Annotated in this window: 19 protein-coding genes; 13 read left to right on the plus strand and 6 right to left on the minus strand. The window is 68.0% G+C overall.

From position 1 onward, the window contains the following. Positions 1–4 precede the first annotated feature (4 nt). Both LOK44_RS15550 and LOK44_RS15555 read right to left on the minus strand, forming a co-directional pair. A complete protein-coding gene (locus tag LOK44_RS15550; protein ID WP_237570945.1) occupies positions 5–2,254 on the minus strand; it encodes a S15 peptidase family protein in 2,250 nt (749 codons plus the stop codon). Between the two features lie 298 nt (positions 2,255–2,552). Beyond that, a complete protein-coding gene (locus tag LOK44_RS15555; protein WP_237570946.1) occupies positions 2,553–2,918 on the minus strand; it encodes a DUF1330 domain-containing protein in 366 nt (121 codons plus the stop codon). A gap of 81 nt (positions 2,919–2,999) precedes the next feature. Here LOK44_RS15555 and LOK44_RS15560 point away from each other — a divergent pair, with 81 nt between their 5' ends. The 4 genes from LOK44_RS15560 to LOK44_RS15575 all read left to right on the plus strand — a co-directional run bounded on the left by LOK44_RS15560 (position 3,000) and on the right by LOK44_RS15575 (position 5,851). Further along, positions 3,000–3,632: a TetR/AcrR family transcriptional regulator gene (locus LOK44_RS15560; RefSeq protein WP_237570947.1), complete on the plus strand. Its 633-nt coding sequence runs from the start codon at positions 3,000–3,002 to the stop codon at positions 3,630–3,632. 56 nt (positions 3,633–3,688) lie between these two features. Continuing rightward, on the plus strand, positions 3,689–4,210 hold the full coding sequence (locus LOK44_RS15565; protein WP_237570948.1) for a nuclear transport factor 2 family protein: 522 nt from the start codon (positions 3,689–3,691) through the stop codon (positions 4,208–4,210). A 123-nt stretch (positions 4,211–4,333) separates the two neighbouring features. Further along, positions 4,334–5,275: an NADP-dependent oxidoreductase gene (locus LOK44_RS15570; RefSeq protein ID WP_237570949.1), complete on the plus strand. Its 942-nt coding sequence runs from the start codon at positions 4,334–4,336 to the stop codon at positions 5,273–5,275. A gap of 75 nt (positions 5,276–5,350) precedes the next feature. Beyond that, positions 5,351–5,851 carry a MarR family winged helix-turn-helix transcriptional regulator gene (locus tag LOK44_RS15575; RefSeq protein ID WP_237570950.1) on the plus strand — a complete coding sequence of 167 codons (501 nt, stop codon included), beginning with the start codon at positions 5,351–5,353 and terminating at the stop codon, positions 5,849–5,851. Positions 5,852–5,935: 84 nt separating this feature from the next. On the opposite strand, the gene LOK44_RS15580 is transcribed toward LOK44_RS15575, so the two are convergent. Further along, on the minus strand, positions 5,936–6,517 hold the full coding sequence (locus LOK44_RS15580; protein WP_237570951.1) for a TetR/AcrR family transcriptional regulator: 582 nt from the start codon (positions 6,515–6,517) through the stop codon (positions 5,936–5,938). 80 nt (positions 6,518–6,597) lie between these two features. Here LOK44_RS15580 and LOK44_RS15585 point away from each other — a divergent pair, with 80 nt between their 5' ends. From LOK44_RS15585 to LOK44_RS15595, 3 genes are all read left to right on the plus strand, one after another. After that, positions 6,598–7,458 carry an SDR family NAD(P)-dependent oxidoreductase gene (locus LOK44_RS15585; RefSeq protein WP_237570952.1) on the plus strand — a complete coding sequence of 287 codons (861 nt, stop codon included), beginning with the start codon at positions 6,598–6,600 and terminating at the stop codon, positions 7,456–7,458. A gap of 76 nt (positions 7,459–7,534) precedes the next feature. Continuing rightward, positions 7,535–8,386: an oxidoreductase gene (locus LOK44_RS15590; protein ID WP_283817839.1), complete on the plus strand. Its 852-nt coding sequence runs from the start codon at positions 7,535–7,537 to the stop codon at positions 8,384–8,386. Positions 8,387–8,410: 24 nt separating this feature from the next. Further along, positions 8,411–9,025: a TetR/AcrR family transcriptional regulator gene (locus tag LOK44_RS15595; protein ID WP_237570954.1), complete on the plus strand. Its 615-nt coding sequence runs from the start codon at positions 8,411–8,413 to the stop codon at positions 9,023–9,025. Positions 9,026–9,028: 3 nt separating this feature from the next. Here LOK44_RS15595 and LOK44_RS15600 read toward each other — a convergent pair whose 3' ends face one another. Beyond that, a complete protein-coding gene (locus tag LOK44_RS15600) occupies positions 9,029–9,601 on the minus strand; it encodes a TetR/AcrR family transcriptional regulator (protein WP_237570955.1) in 573 nt (190 codons plus the stop codon). 49 nt (positions 9,602–9,650) lie between these two features. On the opposite strand from LOK44_RS15600, the gene LOK44_RS15605 reads away from it, so the two are divergent. Then, positions 9,651–10,244: a DUF308 domain-containing protein gene (locus LOK44_RS15605; RefSeq protein WP_237570956.1), complete on the plus strand. Its 594-nt coding sequence runs from the start codon at positions 9,651–9,653 to the stop codon at positions 10,242–10,244. 61 nt (positions 10,245–10,305) lie between these two features. On the opposite strand, the gene LOK44_RS15610 is transcribed toward LOK44_RS15605, so the two are convergent. Next, on the minus strand, positions 10,306–10,869 hold the full coding sequence (locus tag LOK44_RS15610; RefSeq protein ID WP_308192752.1) for a TetR/AcrR family transcriptional regulator: 564 nt from the start codon (positions 10,867–10,869) through the stop codon (positions 10,306–10,308). Between the two features lie 59 nt (positions 10,870–10,928). Here LOK44_RS15610 and LOK44_RS15615 point away from each other — a divergent pair, with 59 nt between their 5' ends. The 5 genes from LOK44_RS15615 to LOK44_RS15630 all read left to right on the plus strand — a co-directional run bounded on the left by LOK44_RS15615 (position 10,929) and on the right by LOK44_RS15630 (position 16,485). Next, positions 10,929–12,611, plus strand: a complete 1,683-nt coding sequence (locus LOK44_RS15615) for an MFS transporter (RefSeq protein ID WP_237570958.1) — start codon at positions 10,929–10,931, stop codon at positions 12,609–12,611. 55 nt (positions 12,612–12,666) lie between these two features. Next, entirely contained in the window at positions 12,667–13,470 is an 804-nt protein-coding gene (locus tag LOK44_RS15620) for a cytochrome P450 (RefSeq protein ID WP_372481247.1), read from the plus strand. Next, on the plus strand, positions 13,467–13,862 hold the full coding sequence (locus LOK44_RS30125) for a cytochrome P450 (protein ID WP_372481248.1): 396 nt from the start codon (positions 13,467–13,469) through the stop codon (positions 13,860–13,862). The genes LOK44_RS15620 and LOK44_RS30125 overlap by 4 nt, the downstream gene beginning before the upstream one ends. 221 nt (positions 13,863–14,083) lie before the next feature. Beyond that, positions 14,084–15,037: an SDR family oxidoreductase gene (locus LOK44_RS15625; protein WP_237570959.1), complete on the plus strand. Its 954-nt coding sequence runs from the start codon at positions 14,084–14,086 to the stop codon at positions 15,035–15,037. Then, a complete protein-coding gene (locus tag LOK44_RS15630; protein ID WP_237570960.1) occupies positions 15,025–16,485 on the plus strand; it encodes a WS/DGAT/MGAT family O-acyltransferase in 1,461 nt (486 codons plus the stop codon). Before LOK44_RS15625 ends, LOK44_RS15630 begins: the two co-directional genes overlap by 13 nt. On the opposite strand, the gene LOK44_RS15635 is transcribed toward LOK44_RS15630, so the two are convergent. Next, on the minus strand, positions 16,472–17,878 hold the full coding sequence (locus tag LOK44_RS15635; protein WP_237570961.1) for an NAD(P)/FAD-dependent oxidoreductase: 1,407 nt from the start codon (positions 17,876–17,878) through the stop codon (positions 16,472–16,474). The two genes, LOK44_RS15630 and LOK44_RS15635, sit on opposite strands and share 14 nt — an antisense overlap. Between the last annotated feature and the right edge of the window lie 2 nt (positions 17,879–17,880).

Below are 17,880 nucleotides of genomic sequence, written 5' to 3' on the forward strand. Positions count from 1 at the left end.
CCTGCTACGCCGACAGTGACAACCGGGAGTCGTTCCTGGCCACGGCGTCGGTGATGGTCGGCAGGGACACGCCGAGGTTGGCCACGTTGAGGACGCCGAACGAGCCGAAGTTCTCGTAGTTGGCGGTCGATGCGACCACCTGCAGCGTCAGCGTCTGGCCGGCGCTCAACGTGTGCGCGACCTGCTCGAGCGGGATCGTGACCGTGTGGCTCTGCCCGTCGAGGGTCACCGGAATGGGCGTCACCTGGTTGCCGAGCACGGCTCCGGTCGCGTCGTCGACCAGTTGCGCGAAGACGTGCCGGCTCGTTCCGGTTCCCGAGTACGTCAGGGTCAGCTGCGGTTCGCCCACCACGTAGGTGGTCTGCGTCGCCGCCGGGGTGGTGAGGTTGAAGGCGTTGATCGCCCTGGTGCCTCCGATGGGGAGGACGAACAGCAGGGGACCGGAGCCGCCGATGAGCGGGATCAGCGGCAGTGCGCCCGCTCCGCTGCTGGACGCGACGATCGTGGCGGCGGGTGTGGCCGGGTAGGTGGTCGACGAGAAGTACTGGCCCCGTTGATCGACCCATTCGAACTGCGGACCGGTGGACACGTCCTGCTGGCCCTTGACGTGATGAGCCAGCCACGCCAGCGTCTGCGCGGTGATCACCTGGCCGTCGGTGGGATCGAACAGGTTGTTGGTGCAGACCCCGTGGCCACCGCAGAACCACAGCACCTTGGTGGGGACGCCGTTGGCCATCAGTGCCAAGGCATTCGCCTGCGCTTCCTGCAGGGAGAACAGCGTGTCGACGGTGCCCTGGATGAGCAGGGTCGGTGCCGTGATGCTGCCCAGCAGCGCACCGGGTCCGCGCTCGGACAGCAGATCCTGCTGCTCCTGGGTCAGAGTCCCGGTGAGGTTGCCGTAGATCGCCGCCGGGTAGACGGCGGGGTTCGGACGGGCGTTGGTGAGCAGCAGTGCCGCGGTCAGCAGGGTGCCCCATCCGCTCTTGAACGCCCGGCTCTTGTAGAGCGAGCTGTTGAGGCTGTTCCACGCGATGGTCGGCACGATCGCGTCGACGCGATGATCGGTGGCCGCGGTGACGAACTGGATGCCGCCGCCGTAGGACGCGCCGACCATGCCCATCCGCGGATCGCCGGGGGCGTCGAGCTGGACCTCGGGCAGGGTGGCCACCCAGCTGATGATGGCCGAGGTATCGCGGGCCTCGAAATTCGGTGAATCGAGTTCCAACGTTCCGCCCGAACGGTATTCACCGCGCGGATCCCACGTCACCACGTTGTAGCCGGCGGCGCGCAGGGCGCCCACCCCGACGGCACCGAGGTTGTCGGTGAGGATTCCATCGAGGATCGTGCCGTCGAGGTTCGTCGCACCCGGCATTCCGAGGCCCGGCCCCTGCAGGACCGTCGTCGCCCGTTGTCCCGCCCGAAGTCCCTTGGCCGGCATGAAGTGCACGTAGATCTGGGTCCCGTCGAACGACGTCAGCAGCACGTCCCGCGACACCGGGGCACCGGGCGTCCCCGGTCGCACCGGATACCCGACGAACGGGTGGATGACGTCGCCGATGATTGGGATCTGGTGGATGGCGGCGACGACCGGCGTCACGAACACCGGTCCGATGATCGGGACGTACTGCAGGAACTCGAGCGGAGCAGTCTGCATCCTGACGACCGGCGGGCCGGGAACGGCCGGCGCGGCGAGGGCGGCGGCCGGAACGGCGGTGGTGCTCACCGGCGCGGCGACCACGGCAGGCGACTCGGAGGTCGTCGTCTCCTTGCGCGCGGTCGACGCCAGACTCAGCGCGGCGAGGGACTCGGTCGGCGCGGACGGGCCGTCGTCCGGGGCCGCCTCCGTCGCCGGGTCTTCGTGGCGGATCGAGTCCTTCTGCGATGCAATGCCTTTGGAATCAGTCCGGCTGTCGTCGGACTCGATGCGTGTCGCGGAGCGGTCCTTCGTCGACGTCGAGTACGAGCCTGTGTGGGCACCGCCGGTGCCGACGACGGTGCCGGGAGTTGCCGCGTGCGTCGAGGGCGACGGCGTGGCTGCCGGGGAGTCGGCGGTCGACGACGGCGTGTCCGCAACCACCCCGGACGCGTCGTCCGCCGATGGCGATGGGTCCGGGGCCGTCGCGCCGGACGCGGATGCACTGGAGGCGGGCGCGCTCGACGACGACTCGGCACCGGAGGAATCCGTGGCGTCGGCCGCAGCGATTCCACAGCCGCCGTAGAGGATTGCCGCTCCGATGCCGAGTGCGGCCGCCAATCTCCCGACTCGACCTACGTGCAACGTCTCAGCCACGCCCGATTGCCCCCATCCGAAACGGTGATCAGGTGCTACGCACCGCAGCGACCATAACCTCGGCCCATCGATCCCCGGCCGGCTTTCGGTGGATGAGAAGTTGGGCCGGATTGTCCGGATATCCCTGCGGTCGGATCACCACCGCCGACAGGGGATCGGACCGTCCGGCCACGGTGGCGTGGCACACCGGCCAGCCGCGTTCACGGGTAAGTTCCACCTCGCGGTCACCGGCGTTGAACATCGCGAGCGACGGTTGACGGCCTCAGAAGGCCGGGGTGGTGGGTTGGAGGACGGCGGTCGCTGCCGCCTCGGCGCGCAGGTGCTCGAACGCCTGGTAGTCGGGGTCGTTGACCATGTCGACGAAGTTCTGCCGGTTGGGGTAGCTGACCAGAGCCACCAGGTCCCAATCGCCGCCCTCGGCCGGGACGAGCGACGTGTGTCCGATGCCGCCGTAGACGATCGTCACGCCGTACCGCTCGTTCACGCCGGTGCTGCTGAACTTCTCCATGTACTCCCGGTACTTGGCCTCGCCACCCGGCGTGAACCTGATCAGGTTCAGCATGATCACCGGCCCACTGGGATCGTCGGAGACGAAGCGTTCGAGGTCGGCTGGGTTCAAGAGAGCCATGACTTTCTCCATTGGTCGTTGTTACTTGCTATACGACACGCAACTTACCGCTGTGCTCCGACAAGCGTCCGACGATGGACAATGACCGCCATGGACGACACGCCGCTGACCCGGCGCACCCAGGCGGAACGCCGCGCCGAGACGCGGCGCCGCGTGCTCGACGCCGCGACGTCTCTGGTCGCCCAGCACGGCTCGAGCGCGGTCTCGCTCGCTGCCGTCGGCGAGGCCGCTGGGTACAGCCGCGGCATCGTCAACCACCACTTCGGGAGCAAGGCGCGGCTGCTCGAGGAACTCATCAGGCACACCCAGCAGTTCGACGTGCCTGCCGATTCGGCGACGGGCCTGGGTTGTCTGACCGAGTTCGTCGCGGCGTACCTGGGCGGGATGCACGACAGGTCGCCACGCTCGGAGGCGTTCCTGAAGATGTGGACTGAATCGGCGAATCTCGACCCGTCGCTTGCGTCGTTGTTCGCCGAACGCGACAACGCGTTTCGTGATCACCTCGCCCAGCAGATCCGGGCGGGAGTGGATGACGGGTCCATCGATCCCGACGTCGATGCCGACCTCGCCGCCCTCGCAATCATCGGACTCCTGCGAGGCACGGCGATGATGGCGTTCTCCACGGCTCGAGACGTCTCGGCCGCCGATCTCTCGGCAGAGGTCGCCCGACGGGTCGAGCGGAGTCTCGCCGCACGCCCAAGGGGGACTACTTAGTCCTAGGAAGAAGTGGCCCTGCCCGAGCGGCGTCGGCGTCCCTACCGTTCGATGGCATGAGGTCCTTCACGCGCTGCCCCCGTCGGGTCATCACCGTTGCGAGTGCTGCGCTGGCAACGACCATGCTGATCGGGTGCAGCGCTTTAGGCGACACCGGGGATGCGGCCCGCTCCGGGCAGCAGGAGCGCAATGTCCAGGTCGTGCGCGACGCCTTCGCTCGCGGGGTGGGCGGCGAGGACGGCTTCTTCTCGATCCTGGCCGAGGACGTGCAGTGGACCGTGGCGCGAGCGGTCGAGCCGACGACGTACACGAGCCGGTCGGAGTTCCTGCGCGACGGCGCAGGGCCCATCCAATCGCGACTGAGCGAACCGATCCAGGCGAACGTCCGCCAACTCGTCGCGGAAGACGATGTGGTCGTTGCGAATTGGGAGGGCACGGCGACGGCCCGCGATGGGCGCCCCTACGTCAACACCTACTCGTGGGCGCTGACGATGCGTGACGAGCGGGTGGTGAAGGCGACCGCGTTCCTCGACCTCGTCGCGCTCGGCGACTTGATGGCACGGGTGCCGCCCGCCTGACCTGCCTGGCGTGACACTGGCATGTGACAGTCGTCACAGCCATCTCCGGCATTGCTTCGACATCGAAGCGGGTTGTGCAGTGCATAGCTGCTTCAACTTCGAAGCAATGACCGAGGAGGAATCATGAAGGCTCTCTACTACCGGCAGTACGGCGGCAGCGACGTTCTGGAGTACGCCGAGGCCCCGAAGCCGGAACCGGGCCGGGGACAGGTGCTGGTGCGGGTCGCCGCCACCTCGTTCAATCCGGTCGATGCGGGTATCCGCGGGGGATACCTGGCCGGGGTGTACTCGATCGCCTTCCCGCACGTTCCGGGCGTCGACGTCGCCGGCACGATCACCGAACTCGGCGCGGACGTGCAGGGATGGCACGTCGGCGACGCGGTCGTGGCGATGCTTCCGCTGGATGCCGACGGTGCGGCTGCCGATTACGCACTGGCACCAGCGGAATCGCTTGCGGTGGCACCGCAGTCGGTGCCTCTGGCCGACGCGGCTGCCCTCCCGACGGTCGGACTGACGGCCTGGCAGTCGCTGTTCGAGGTCGCCGAATTGACCGCCGGGCAGCGCATCCTCGTCAACGGTGCCTCGGGTGCCGTCGGCGGTTATGCGGTCCAACTCGCCAAGGAGGCCGGAGCGGTCGTCACCGCGACCGCCACGTCGCGCGACGCCGGCCGCCTGTACGGGTACGGCGCAGACCGGGTGGTCGACTACGTCGACTACGCGCAGTCACCGATCGAGGTCGCGGGCGCGCCGTTCGACGTGGTCCTGAACTTGGTCAGTACGACACCGGAGCAGACCGAGGCCCTGATCAGCGTGGTGGCCGACGGTGGCTTTCACGTCGGCACGATGGCGTCGGGGCCCGACGACCCGGGGCGCCAGGTGCGCACGCAGCGGATGTTCGTTCGCAGCGACGCCGAACAGCTCGCCGAACTGGTCAGTCGCGTCGACGCAGGACGGCTGCGCATCGACGTCGCCGATCGTCGCCCACTCGCGGAGGCCGCGGACGTGCACGACGCATCCGATGGGGGGCGCCTCCACGGAAAGACCATCCTCGTGCCGGCCGAGTAGGCGTGCGTCGCAGACTGATTCGCCGTATCGAGCCGCCGATGGTAATGCTTCCAGCTCGAAGCAATACCATCGGGCATGGCCAATGCGCTCGATCCCGCTCAAATGCGGACCTACTTCGCACTGACGGAGGCGGTCAGCCTGCTGCAGTACGAGGTGCGTCAGCAGTTGCAGGCCGAGGGCGGCCTGAGTCACGTGCAGTTCGAAATCCTGGCAAAGCTGTCCGACGCCGGCGGGCGGCAGCTCACGATGACGGATCTGGCCGACGGTGTGGTCTACAGCCGCTCGGGTCTCACTCATCAAGCCGGGCTGCTCGAGCGTGAGGGCCTCATCGTTCGCCACGTCAGCCCCGACGATCAACGTGCCACGGTCGTCGGCATCACCAAGGCGGGTCGAGCCCGCGTCGCCAAGGTGCTCCCCGGCCACGTTCGGGTGGTACGCGAACTGCTCTTCGAATCGCTTTCGGCGCAGGACGTCCGCACCCTGGGCGACGTGATGAGTCGCGCCCGCGACCACATGCGCGCCCGCCCGCCCCGCTCCGCTGCGCCGCGCAAACGCAGTGCCGGGTCTGCCGACTGACGCAGAAGCCGATCGAACCCGTGATCGGAAGCGGCCCGCCCGCAGCAAACCGTGCCGTGTGATCCCGAAACCGTTGTTGGGCAGTCACTCCCGTCGGACAGAGTCCCCGATCATGGCGACCAGGGCCTCGGTGAGATCCTCCGCGGTCGTGTGCCAGTTGTCGGTGCGCAGGAGGCCGCTCTTCTCGAGGCCGGCGGCACCATGCACGCCGGTCAGGAGGATGGCCGCGCAGCGCTCGGCGTTCGTTTCGCCGACGACGTCGGCGACGATGGCAAGGAATTCGTCGCACAGGTGCTTCGCCGCCTTGACCACCGCCTCCGGATCTCCGGTGGGAGTGGCGAACATCAGCTGGTACAGATGCGGCTGCTGGCGGCTGACGGCGATGACGCCCAGAAGGGCGGCCCGTAGTTTGTCGGTGCCTGACGGACCGGGCTCCGTGTGTACTGCGTGCATGTGATCGCCGAGACGTTCCCACCCTTCAGCGGCGACTGCAGTCAGCAGGCTCGCCTTGTCGGCGAAGTGCCGATAGGGCGCGCCGCGGCTGACTCCAGCGCGGGCGCCGACCTCGCGCAGCGTGACTGCGTCGGGTCCGCCGCCATCGAGCAGTTCGGCGGCTTCGCCGAGCAGGGCGCGACGAGTGGCTGCAGCTGATTCGGCGCGACTCACGATCCCTCACCATCTGAGTTGACAGCGTCAACTCACCGGGTACGGTCATTGAGATGACACCGTCACCCGAAGGTCAACAGATGGTCATCGTAACCGGGGCGTCCACCGGCATCGGCGCAGCCACGGCGCGCGAGCTGGCTCGCCGAGGGTTCCACGTCCTTGCGGGTGTACGACGCGACCGGGATGCCGAGGCGATCCGCGGGCCCGGAATCGAGCCGTTGCTCATCGACATCACCATTCCCGAGCACGTCCGCACGCTTGCCACCCGAGTCGACCAGGATCCGCAGCGTCGTCAGCTGCGCGCCGTCGTGAACAACGCTGGCATGGGGGTCAACGTGCCGGTCGAAGCCTTTCCCATGGACGAGTGGCGAAAGTTGTTCGAAGTCAACCTCTTCGGCCACGTCGGGGTGACACAGGCGGTGCTTCCGGCCCTGATCCGCAGCAAGGGTCGCGTGATCAACATCAGCTCCGTGGGCGGCAAGGTGGCCATGGCCACCTACGGTCCCTACGCCGCCACCAAGTTCGCCCTCGAAGCGGTCAGCGATGCACTACGGCGGGAACTCGCTGCGACCGGTGTTCAGGTCGTCGTGGTCGAACCCGGCGCAGTGAGCACCGAGATGCCGAGCCGGGCGGTGGCCGCCGCGAACGACCTCGCCGCAGCCATGACGCCAGAGCAGCAGCTGCGCTACGGAGGGCTCGTTCGAGCAGTGAACGCACAGACGGTTTCCCACACCACGTCGTGCCTGTCAGCCGATGCCGCCGCCATGGTGATCGCCAAGGCGGTGACGGCCAGTCGGCCACGGACTCGCTACACCGTGGGGCGGGAAGCCGCGCTGATCCGCCTCACGCGGTTCATGCCCGACCGGACGCTCGATCGTGCCCTCGCTGCGGCGCTGCGTCCCCACTATCGAGCAGGCGATCGCGCCGACCCGTCTACTTGACATTACGTCGATTTTAGATCGACACTATGTCGAGTAAGGCGTCGCGGTGCGCGGCGCCCGGAAGGCCGGAGGCAACATGAAGACGTTCTTCATCACAGGGGTGAGTAGCGGTATGGGGCGCGCTTTCGCGGCAGGGGCGTTGGACGCCGGCCATCGAGTGGTCGGCACCGTCCGCAAGCCCGAGGACGTCGAGCCGTTCGAAGCCCTGTTGTCGGCTCGTGCTCGTGCCCGGATTCTCGACGTGACCGATGATGCCGCGGTCGCACGCACGGTGGCCGACGTCGAGTCGACTGTTGGTGCCATCGACGTCGTGATCGCCAACGCCGGCTACGGCGTCGAGGGCACCTTCGAGGAGACGCCATTGTCCGAATTGCGAGCGCAGTTCGCGACCAACGTGTTCGGTGTCGCGGCAACCCTGCAGGCCGCGCTGCCCTACATGCGGCAGCGGCGGGCCGGACACCTGATGGCGGTGACGTCGATGGGTGGCCTCATGGCAGTTCCCGGTATGTCCGCCTACTGTGCGAGCAAGTTCGCGGTCGAGGGTCTGCTCGAAAGCCTCCGCAAGGAAGTCGCCGCCTTCGGCATTCACGTCACGGCGATCGAGCCTGGTTCGTTCCGCACCGACTGGGCGGGCCGTTCGATGACGCGCGCCGAGCGCACCATCGGAGACTACGACGAGTTGTTCGAGCCCATTCGGGCTGCACGCCTCAAGGCCAGCGGCAACCAACTCGGCGACCCGGCGAAGGCATCCGAGGCGATCTTGGCAGTCCTGGACGACCCCGAACCGCCAGGGCACTTGGTTCTGGGCTCGGATGCCCTGAAGTTGATCGGAGTCGCGAGGGCTTCAGTCGACGAAGACATTCGTCGGTGGGAAAGCGTCTCGCGGAGCACCGATTTCGATGATGGCGCTCGACTGTCCGTCGTATGACACCGCTGGGTTAGGGTTACGACGGTGACCAAGTCCTGGCCCTCACGCCGAACTGCGCCAGCCGTACGCAAGGGCGATCTTCGCGAGCGGCAGATACTCGACGCCGCCGAGACGCTGCTCGAGACGCGCGGTTATGCGGACATGACGGTGGGGGAGATCGCCGAGGCGGCAGGAATGACCCGCGGCGCCCTGTACTTCTACTTCGCCTCCAAGCAGGACGTGCTCATTGCGTTGGTGGCGCGGACCGTGCAGGCCCTGCAGGAGAAGTCGGGTGCTGCGTTGACTGCGACTGGACCGGTTGCCGAGGTCATCTCTACCGCGCTGGAACGCACCGCGCAGCTGTGGCGAGAGCACGGTCTGGTGATGCGTGCGGCGGTCGACCTAAGTTCCACCGTGCCTGAGATCGATCAGTTATGGACGGGCACAGCCGATGTCTTCGCCGACGCCATCGCAGGGGTTCTGCGCCGTGCCGGGGTGCCGACGGGGAGCGGACCTGGAGACGCCGCGGCGCTCGGTCACGCCCTGTGCTGGATGATCGAACGCAGCTTCTATCAGACGTCAAGGAATTCAATCGACGACCTGGACGACGCGAAGCAGACGTGCCAGACAGTGTGGCTGCGCATGGCCGAGCAGCGGTGACCGCTACCCGGGCCCTAGTTTTCGCGGGTCGCTCAGCTGGGCGGTGATCGGGTCGGGGATGGCGACGCCGACGGTACGCGGGTCCTCGTCGTCGAGGCCGGTCGCCGCCTTGAGGAAGGACCCGAACAGGTGCCATCCCAGCCGGAGGGCGAGTGCGTCGGCGGCGGCCACCCGGGCCGTGTACTCGTCGTCGTAGTGATCACGGGCGGCGGCGACGAACTGCTCGACGTTGGTGAAGCGGTGCTGGAGCCGCCCGACGTCGAAGCCGTCCAGCAGCGCGCGGGCGATGACCTTCCAGCTCCGTTCGCCGCGGGCCTCGATGACGTCGCGCGGCATGCCCGTGTCACGCGCGGCCGACAGGTCTTGCTCGAGGTAGTCCAAGACCGCGGCCACGATCGCTTCCTTGTTGCCGACGTGGCGAAAGATCAAGCCGGCGTTGACCCCTGAGCGTTGTGCGATGTCACGAAGCGAGGTCGCGGCCGGTCCACGTTCGGCGAACAGGTCCGCCGCGTGCGACAGGACGATCGGCCGAATGCGTGCGCGTGCATCGATGGGCTCTCCGCTTGCTGTAGTCACACGACTACACTACGGTGTAGTCGAACGACTACACGCATCGAGGAGAGACATGTCAGATCAAACGCTTCATGACGAGGCGAGTGCTGCCGACCGATGGCTGAGGTCGTACTACGCACTGCGAGGCGCAGTCTCGGTGCTGTGGGTGGCTGCTGCGCTGACCGTCGGAACAATGTCGCCCTTCGTCGCGGGCGCTCTGCTGATGGTCTACCCGGCATGGGACGCCGTCGCCAACGTGATCGACGCGCGGCAGAACGGGGGCCTGCGGCGCAATCCCACTCAGGCGTTCAATACCGTCGTCAGCAGTGTGACGACGGTTGGAGTGGCCTTCGCTCTTGCGGCGAGCATGAACGCGGTCCTGGGGGTGTTCGGCGTGTGGGCGGCGCTGTCCGGACTGTTGCAACTCGCCACGGCGGTGCGTCGTTGGAAGCGTGTCGGTGGCCAGTGGCTGATGATCGTCAGCGGCGCACAGTCTGCCGCCGCGGGCGCGATGTTCCTGCGCCAGGCTGGCGCTCCCGAAACGCCCAGCGTCGCAGACATCGCGCCCTACGCCGCATTCGGCGCCTTCTACTTCCTGGTGTCGGCGGTGTGGTTGACGGTGTCGGCCGCGCGGCGTAGTCGAGACGCCGCCCGTACTGCCCGGTGACCGATCAAGTGCGGCGCGATGCGGGTAAATCCGTTGCATTAACCCCTGATTGAGCCGCGGGTCAGACGAGGGGATCGTTGCGTTCGGTCAGGCCGAGCAGGAGATCCCGCAGTTCGTTGCTCTGACTCTCGTCGGAGTCGGCGTCGAAGATCTCGGTCATCGAGTCGCCGTCGAGTGCGCGCGCGATGAGGAGCACCCGTTGCGGGTGCAGTCCGTCGCTGGCCATCTCGGTTTCCCACCGGCGGCCATTGATGCGGGCGTGTTCGAAGAGGCCGGGGATGGCCAGCAGGGCCGACTGAACCGCGACGTTCCGCCATGGCCCGTCGCCGATCGACGGATCGAACGAGGCCATGATGTGCGCGCGGCAGAATCGGCCGGGTCGGCCGTCGTCGGGTTCGAGGTGGCGGGCGACGGCGTCGTCGTACTGCTGGATCCAGTGCTCGCACAGCGCTCGCAGTAGCGCCTCTCGACTACGGAAGTGGTGCAGCAGACCACCTTTGGAGACACCGGCGTCCCGGGCGACCACCTCGAGGCTCACCTGGGGGCCGTGAGCCATCAGCGCATGCTCCGCCGCTTCCAACAGGGCGCGGCGAGTGCGTATCGCGTCTCGTTGCACCGTGGTCACCTCTCGAGCATACCGGCCGAGGGTGGCTAACCGACCGTCTGGACGGTATGTTGACTGGCATGGCAGACGAGCAGCGGTCGATGGACGGCCGAATCGGCGACCACGGGGAGGCGAGGGCCGCTGGTCGCAGGGAGTGGCTGGGGTTGGCCGTCCTGGTACTCGCGGTACTCCTGTTGGCCGTCGACGCCACGGTGCTCTCGCTTGCCGTGCCGTCGCTTGCCGAAGATCTCGACCCCTCGGCCACGCAGCTGCTGTGGATCGTCGACGTGTACTCCTTTGCGCTGGCCGGATTGTTGGTCACGATGGGCAACCTGGGGGACCGGATCGGCCGAAAACGACTTCTGCTGATCGGGGCGGCGGGATTCGGTGCGGCGTCACTGCTCGCAGCGTTCGCACCGACTGCGGCGTGGTTGATCGCGGCGCGTGCGCTGCTTGGCGTGGCTGGTGCGACGTTGATGCCGTCGACGTTGTCCCTGATTCGGACGATGTTCCCGGACGCGCGACAGCGCACCACCGCGATCGCAGTGTGGGGCGGGGCGGCGACTGCTGGCGCCGCCGCCGGACCACTGGTGGGTGGCGCTCTGCTGCAACACTTCTGGTGGGGCTCGGTCTTCGTGATCAACATGCCGGTGATGGTGCTGCTCCTGGCCACCGGGGCCTGGTTGTTGCCGGAGTCGCGCTCTCCCCAATCTGCGCCGCTGGACGTCTTGGGCGCCGCGTTGTCGGTGGCCACGATCATTCCCGCGGTCTACGCGATCAAGCTCCTCGCCAGCGAGGGCCTCGACGTCACCGTGGCCGTGGCGGCGGCCGTCGCGACTCTATGTGGGTCGCTGTTCGTCGCTCGGCAGCGTCGCGCCGCGGCCCCACTCCTCGACCTGAAACTGTTCCGGTCGAAGGCCTTCTCGGGCGCGGTGGCCGCCAACGTGCTGGCCATCTTCGCGCTGAGCGGTCTGCTGTTCTACCTGTCGCAGTACCTGCAGTTGGTGCGCGGATTGCAGCCCCTTGCCGCTGGTATCGCACAGTCACCGATGACATTGGCGAGCCTGTTCACCGCGTTCCTGGCCGGCTGGCTGGTGGCGCGCCTGGGTCGCGGGCGGGTCATCGGCGCGGGTTTGGCGTGCGCCGCAGCCGGCGTGGCCACGGTCGCCGCGGCCGAGGTCGTGCCCGGGTACGGGTGGCTGGCCGCCGGCCTGGCGGTGACCGGCTTCGGCGTCGGAATGGCCCTGACGGTCACCACCGATGCGGTCGTGTCCGCCGTACCAGCCGAACAGGCGGGAGCAGCGGCAGCGGTGTCGGAAACCGGGTACGAGTTGGGTGCTGCCCTGGGCATCGCCCTCCTGGGCTCGTTGCACACCGCGCTCTACCGGGGCCACCTGACCCTCCCGACCGGCGTCGCGGACGACATCGCCGGACGCGCCCGCGAGTCCATCGCCTCGGCCATGACCGCGGCAGGTGATGCAGTGCCGAGCTTGAGCGAGCCGATCGTCGAGGCCAGCCGGAGCGCCTTCACGAGCGCAATGCAGATGACCTCGGCTGTAACCGCGGCGCTACTCCTGGCCGCGGCCGTCGTGTCGTGGCGCCTCATTCCGGCTGCGACACCGCCGCCGCTCGGATGCAGCCGAGACGCTTGCAACGGCGTGTCCGCACCCGGGCCCCGCGTTGACCGCCCTGGCGATGACCGGTGCGCAGCGCTGGACAGCTACGCGCCGCCTTGCCGCCGAAGCGGTCAGACACGGAGCTGACCACCACCACGATGCTCACCCCCGCCCCACACCGCCGATCGAGAGGACCCCAACGATGTCCGATAGCTCTCCCCTGCCGCTGATCCTGCAGCGCGACAACGTGTTCGACCCAGGCGTGGACCTGACCCGAGCCCGCGACGGAGGCCTGCTGATGCGAGTTCCGGTGATGTTCTCGTCCACGCCCAAGTTGGCGTACGTCGTCACCAACCACGAGCATGCACGCACAGTGCTCGCCAACAGCGCCGACTTCGCCGTTGCGGCCACCGACTACGGCCCTGTCAGCGACGAGGAAGCTGCCGCGATGCGGGCTGGGAACCTGCTCGAGATGAACCCACCCGAGCACACCCGGCTGCGTCGCATGCTGGTGTCCGCCTTCACCGCCCGACGGGTCGCGGCACTGGAGGCACGCATCACCGAGATCGTCGACGGATTCCTCGACGACCTCGCCGCCCAGCCCCAACCCGCCGACTTAGTCACCCATTTCGCGCTGCCGGTGCCCTCCTTGGTCATCTGCGAACTGCTCGGGGTGCCCTACCACGATCGTGACGAATTCCAGCAGCGCGCTCAAGCGATGGTCGACTCCACCCTGAGTGCCGCCGAACAGCTTCGGGTCGACAGGGAACAACGTCGCTACATGGCAAGCCTGGTCGCGATCGCCCAGGCCGATCCCGGCGACGACCTGCTGGGCGCGCTGGTGCGCAGCCATGGCGCGGAGGTGTCGGCCGACGAACTCGTCGGCATCGGCTCCCTGCTCCTCATCGCCGGACACGAAACCACTGCGAACATGCTGGGGTTGGGCACGCTGGCTCTGCTGCGTCACCCCGACCAGCTCGCCGCGCTACGTGACGACCCGGATTGATCGAGCCCGCAGTCGAAGAATTGATGCGTTGGCTGTCGATCGTGCCCAGCGGGATGGAACGCATCACGACCCGCGACGTCACCATCGGCGAATACACCATCCCGTCGGGGGAACACGTCGTCGTCTACCTTCCCGCGGCCAATCGCGACCCCAACTTCGTCACCGACCCCGACCGGTTCGACGTGCGCCGCGGCGCACCCGGACACGTCGCGTTCGGGCACGGCGTGCACCACTGCCTGGGTGCACCGCTGGCGAGGGCGGAGATGCGCATAGCCTTCCCCGCACTCCTACGCCGCTTTCCGGATCTGGCGCTCGGGGTGCCGTTCGAAGACATCGCCTACCGGCGACACCAAGCCGTGTACGGCGTCCACGCACTCCCGGTTACGTGGTAGCCCTAGCGTCCGACCACCCGGCGTCTTCGACCAGGACGACGCCACCGGCATCGTCGTGGTGCGCAGCCGACTTCCCGCAGACGAAGTGGGCATGGAACGCGACGTCGGCCTCAGCGCCCTTCTGGCCCGCATTCCGACGCTTGCGCTCGCTGGGCCCGATGTTTCCCGCCGGCCATTCAGGGAAACATCGAAGACACCTGACCCAGTGATGGAAGGGCGCCATGCTCGACGATGCCGTCGGACTGTTGGGCCGCACTGCCGTGCGGACCCTCCGCGGTATCCCAGTCGTCGGTCGGCTCCTGGGTGCTCCGACCAGCTTCGGTGTCGACGGCCGGGTGCTGTTCATCACCGGCGCGGCCCGTGGACTTGGCGCCGAGGTCGCCAGGCAGGCACACGGGCGCGGCGCCTACGTGGCTCTAGTGGGCCGGCGGATGGCACCTCTGCAGGAACTCGCCGACGAACTCGGCGAGCGGGCCGCAGCCTTCGAGGCCGACGTCACCGACTTCGACAAGCTTCAGGAAGCGGCCGACGCGGCAACAGCTCGCTTCGGCGGCATCGACGTGGTGATCGCGAACGCGGGGATCGCCCCACCGTCGGACACCGTCGCCACCATCGATCCGGCCGCGTTCGAGCGCACCGTCGAAGTCGACCTGCTGGGGCAGTGGCGCACGGTCCGAGCCGCACTGCCCGCGGTCATCGAGCGGCAGGGTCACGTCGTACTCGTCGGGTCCGTCTACGCCTTCTTCAACGGGGTACTGGCCGCGTCCTACGCTGTCAGCAAGGCAGGCGTGGAGCAGCTCGCCAGGACGCTGCGGGTCGAACTCGCGCAGCACGGGGTGAGCGTCGGCTACGCCTACCTCGGGTTCATCGACACGGACCTGGCCACCGAGGTGTTCGCCGACGATCACGTCGGAGCGGTGCGCCAGGCGATACCCGGGTTCCTCACCCGGCCCATGACGGTCGAAGCAGCCGCCGCCGCGGTGCTCGCCGGCGTCGAGCGGCGCGCGGCACGGATCAGCGCACCCGGCTGGGTCGGCCCGATGCTGGCGACCCGCAGCCTGACCACGGCGGTGATGGACGACGTGTTGATGCACAACCCGGGCGTCACCGGGGCGATCCGGACGGCAGAGGCATTGCGAGCCAACGAAGGCGGTGGTCGCGCATGCGGCAATTGAGCAGTCTCGACACGCAGTTCCTGGCGATCGAGGACGGCCGCCGCACCGGCCACGTCGGCGCGTTGGCGGTGTACGACCCGAGCACCGCGCCCGGCGGCATCATGGACTGCGGCACCATGGTGGCGCTTCTGCGCCAGCGAATGCACCTGTTGCCACCGTTGCGGTGGCGGTTGATGGAGGTGCCGTTCGGTGTGGACTACCCGTACTGGGTCGACGACGAGGGGTTCGACCTCAGCTATCACGTGAGGGAGTCGGCGATTCCCTCGCCGGGATCCGACGAGCAGTTGGCGGAGCTAATCTCGCGTTTGCACGGGCAGCCACTCGACCGCGCGCATCCACTCTGGGAGATGTATGTCATCAGCGGACTGGCCGACGGCAACGTAGCGGTCTACACCAAGATTCACCACGCCGTCATCGACGGGGTGTCGGGAGCCGAGATCACCGGCCTGCTCATGGATCTGAGCCCAGAGGGCCGTGACATACCCCCGGCCGAAATGGCCGCCACTCGGTCGGCTCCCCGGCAGATCGAGCGGTGGGGGCGGGCAGTCGTCGGCCTACCGCGTTACCCGCTGCGGGCGTTGCGTTCGGCGCCGAGCGCGCTGCCGAACCTCGAGGACACGACGCTGTCGTCCGTACCCGGTGTCGGACAGCTCGGTCGTGTCGCCAACCGACTGTCGAACGTCGCTCGGCGCACCGGTGAGCGACGAAGCCGCACGTCCCTCCCCGCGCCTAAGACGTCGTTCAACGGACGAGTCTCGCCCAGTAGGCGTTTCGTCTTCGGCAGGCTCGACCTCGATCGGGTGAAGGAGGTCAAGAACGCCCACGGAGCCACGGTGAACGACGTGGTGGTCGCGATCTGTGCCGGTGCCGTTCGGCGCTGGCTGGTCGACCACGACGAATTGCCGAACAGCCCACTCGTTGCCCAGATTCCGGTGTCCGTGCGGACGGAGGAGCAGGCCGGCACCTACGGCAACCGGGTCCTGATGCTCGCAGCACCGCTGCACACCAACGTCGCCGATCCGGTGGAACGGCTCGAAGCGACGGCAGGCGGAATGAGGGAGATGAAGGACCGGCACCGAGCGCTGCCTGCCAACCTCCTGATCGACTTCAACCACTTCATCCCGCCTGCACTGTTCAGTCGCGCGGCACGGGCAACGTTCGCGTTGGCCACGTCCAGGGTCGGGCGCCCGACGTGGAACGTGGTGGTGTCCAACGTGCCCGGGCCCCAGATCCCGCTGTACTGCGGCGGCGCTCGGCTCGTCGCCCACTACCCCGTCTCGGTGATCACCGACGGCCTCGGGCTGAACATCACGGTGATGAGCTACGACGGCCACCTCGACGTCGGCATCATCGCCGACCGCAGGCAGATGCCCGACGTCGCGACCGTGATGGACGGGCTCGAGCAGTCGCTGACGGAGCTGGAACGCGCCGTCCTCAGCGACCGGTGATCTTGTTCGCTACCGTGGCGATTCGGCTGGTCCGGCCCAGCCCGTTCGTCTCGCGGCGATCCGCCGTCCGGTAGAGCGCGTACATGCTCTGCACGCCGAGCCAACGCAACGGCTCGGGCTCCCAGCGCCGCACCCGCCGACCGACCCACGGAAGACGCGTGAGGTCGGTCTGGCGGTGCAGCACGAGGTCGGCCAGCGTGCGACCGGCGAGGTTGGTCGTGGTCAGTCCGCTGCCCACGTAACCGCCCGCCGTGCCGAGGCCCGTGGTGCGGTCGAAGTCGACCGTCGCCGTCCAGTCCCGCGGCACGCCGAGGACGCCGCACCAGGCATGTTCGATTGGGACGTCGGCGGTCGCGGGGAACATGTCGTGAGTGAGCGCGGTGAGCGCATCGATCGTCCACTGCTGCGTGGCGCCACGGTCGTCGAGGCGGGACCCGTAGCGGTACGGAATGCCGCGCCCGCCGAGTGCGATCCGGCCGTCGACCGTGCGCTGGGCGTACATGTATCCATGCGCGTAGTCACCGAGCAATTCGGCGTCGCGCCAGCCGATTTGATCGTGGACCTCCTCGGGCAACGGGGCGGTCACGATCATGGAGGAGTTCATCGGCAACCAGCTGCGCTTCTGCCCCTCGATGCTGCCGGTGAATCCCTCGAGGCAGCGCAGTACGGTCGGTGCGCGGACGGTGCCCCGGTCGGTGACGGCCCGGCCCGGGTCGATCCTACTGACGGTGGTTTGCTCGAAGATCCGGACGCCGAGGTCGACCACGCTGTCCGCCAGGCCCTGCACCAACTTGGCCGGCTGAACCCGGGCGCAGTGCGGGCTGAAGATGCCGCCGAGCGATCCGGCGACCCGGATCCGAGCGTCCATCTCCGCCCGGCTCAGTTCGACGAAGTCCATGGGGTCTGCGCCCCATTCGCGTTCGTAGCGCAGGCCGGCGTGCAGCCGTTGCAGCTGCGCCTGGTTGCGCGCGACGTGCAGCAGTCCGTCCTTCGCGATGTCGGCATCGATGCCCTCGGTCTTCGCGACCGCGATCACCTCGTCGACGGCATCGCGCATCGCGCGCATCAGGTCGATCACGCCTTGGCGACCGTGGGTCGAGGCGTAGGCGTCGCGCGAGCCGGCCAGCTCCGCCGACAGCCAGCCACCATTGCGGCCCGAGGCGCCGAAGCCGGCGAACTCTTTCTCTAGCACTACGATCCGAAGATCGGGCTGCTGACGCTTGAGGTAGTAGGCGGTCCAGAGTCCGGTGAATCCGGCACCCACGATGCACACGTCGGCTTCGAGGTCTCCGGGGAGTGCGGGACGCGGCTGGGGCAGCCCGATCGACCTGTACCAGAAGGACACTCCGCCGTTGACGGGCTGCTTGACGGTCTGCTGGCCTGACGAAGCCATGT

Source organism: Mycolicibacterium lacusdiani (genome assembly GCF_021916785.1).
GTDB classification, from domain to species: domain Bacteria; phylum Actinomycetota; class Actinomycetes; order Mycobacteriales; family Mycobacteriaceae; genus Mycobacterium; species Mycobacterium lacusdiani.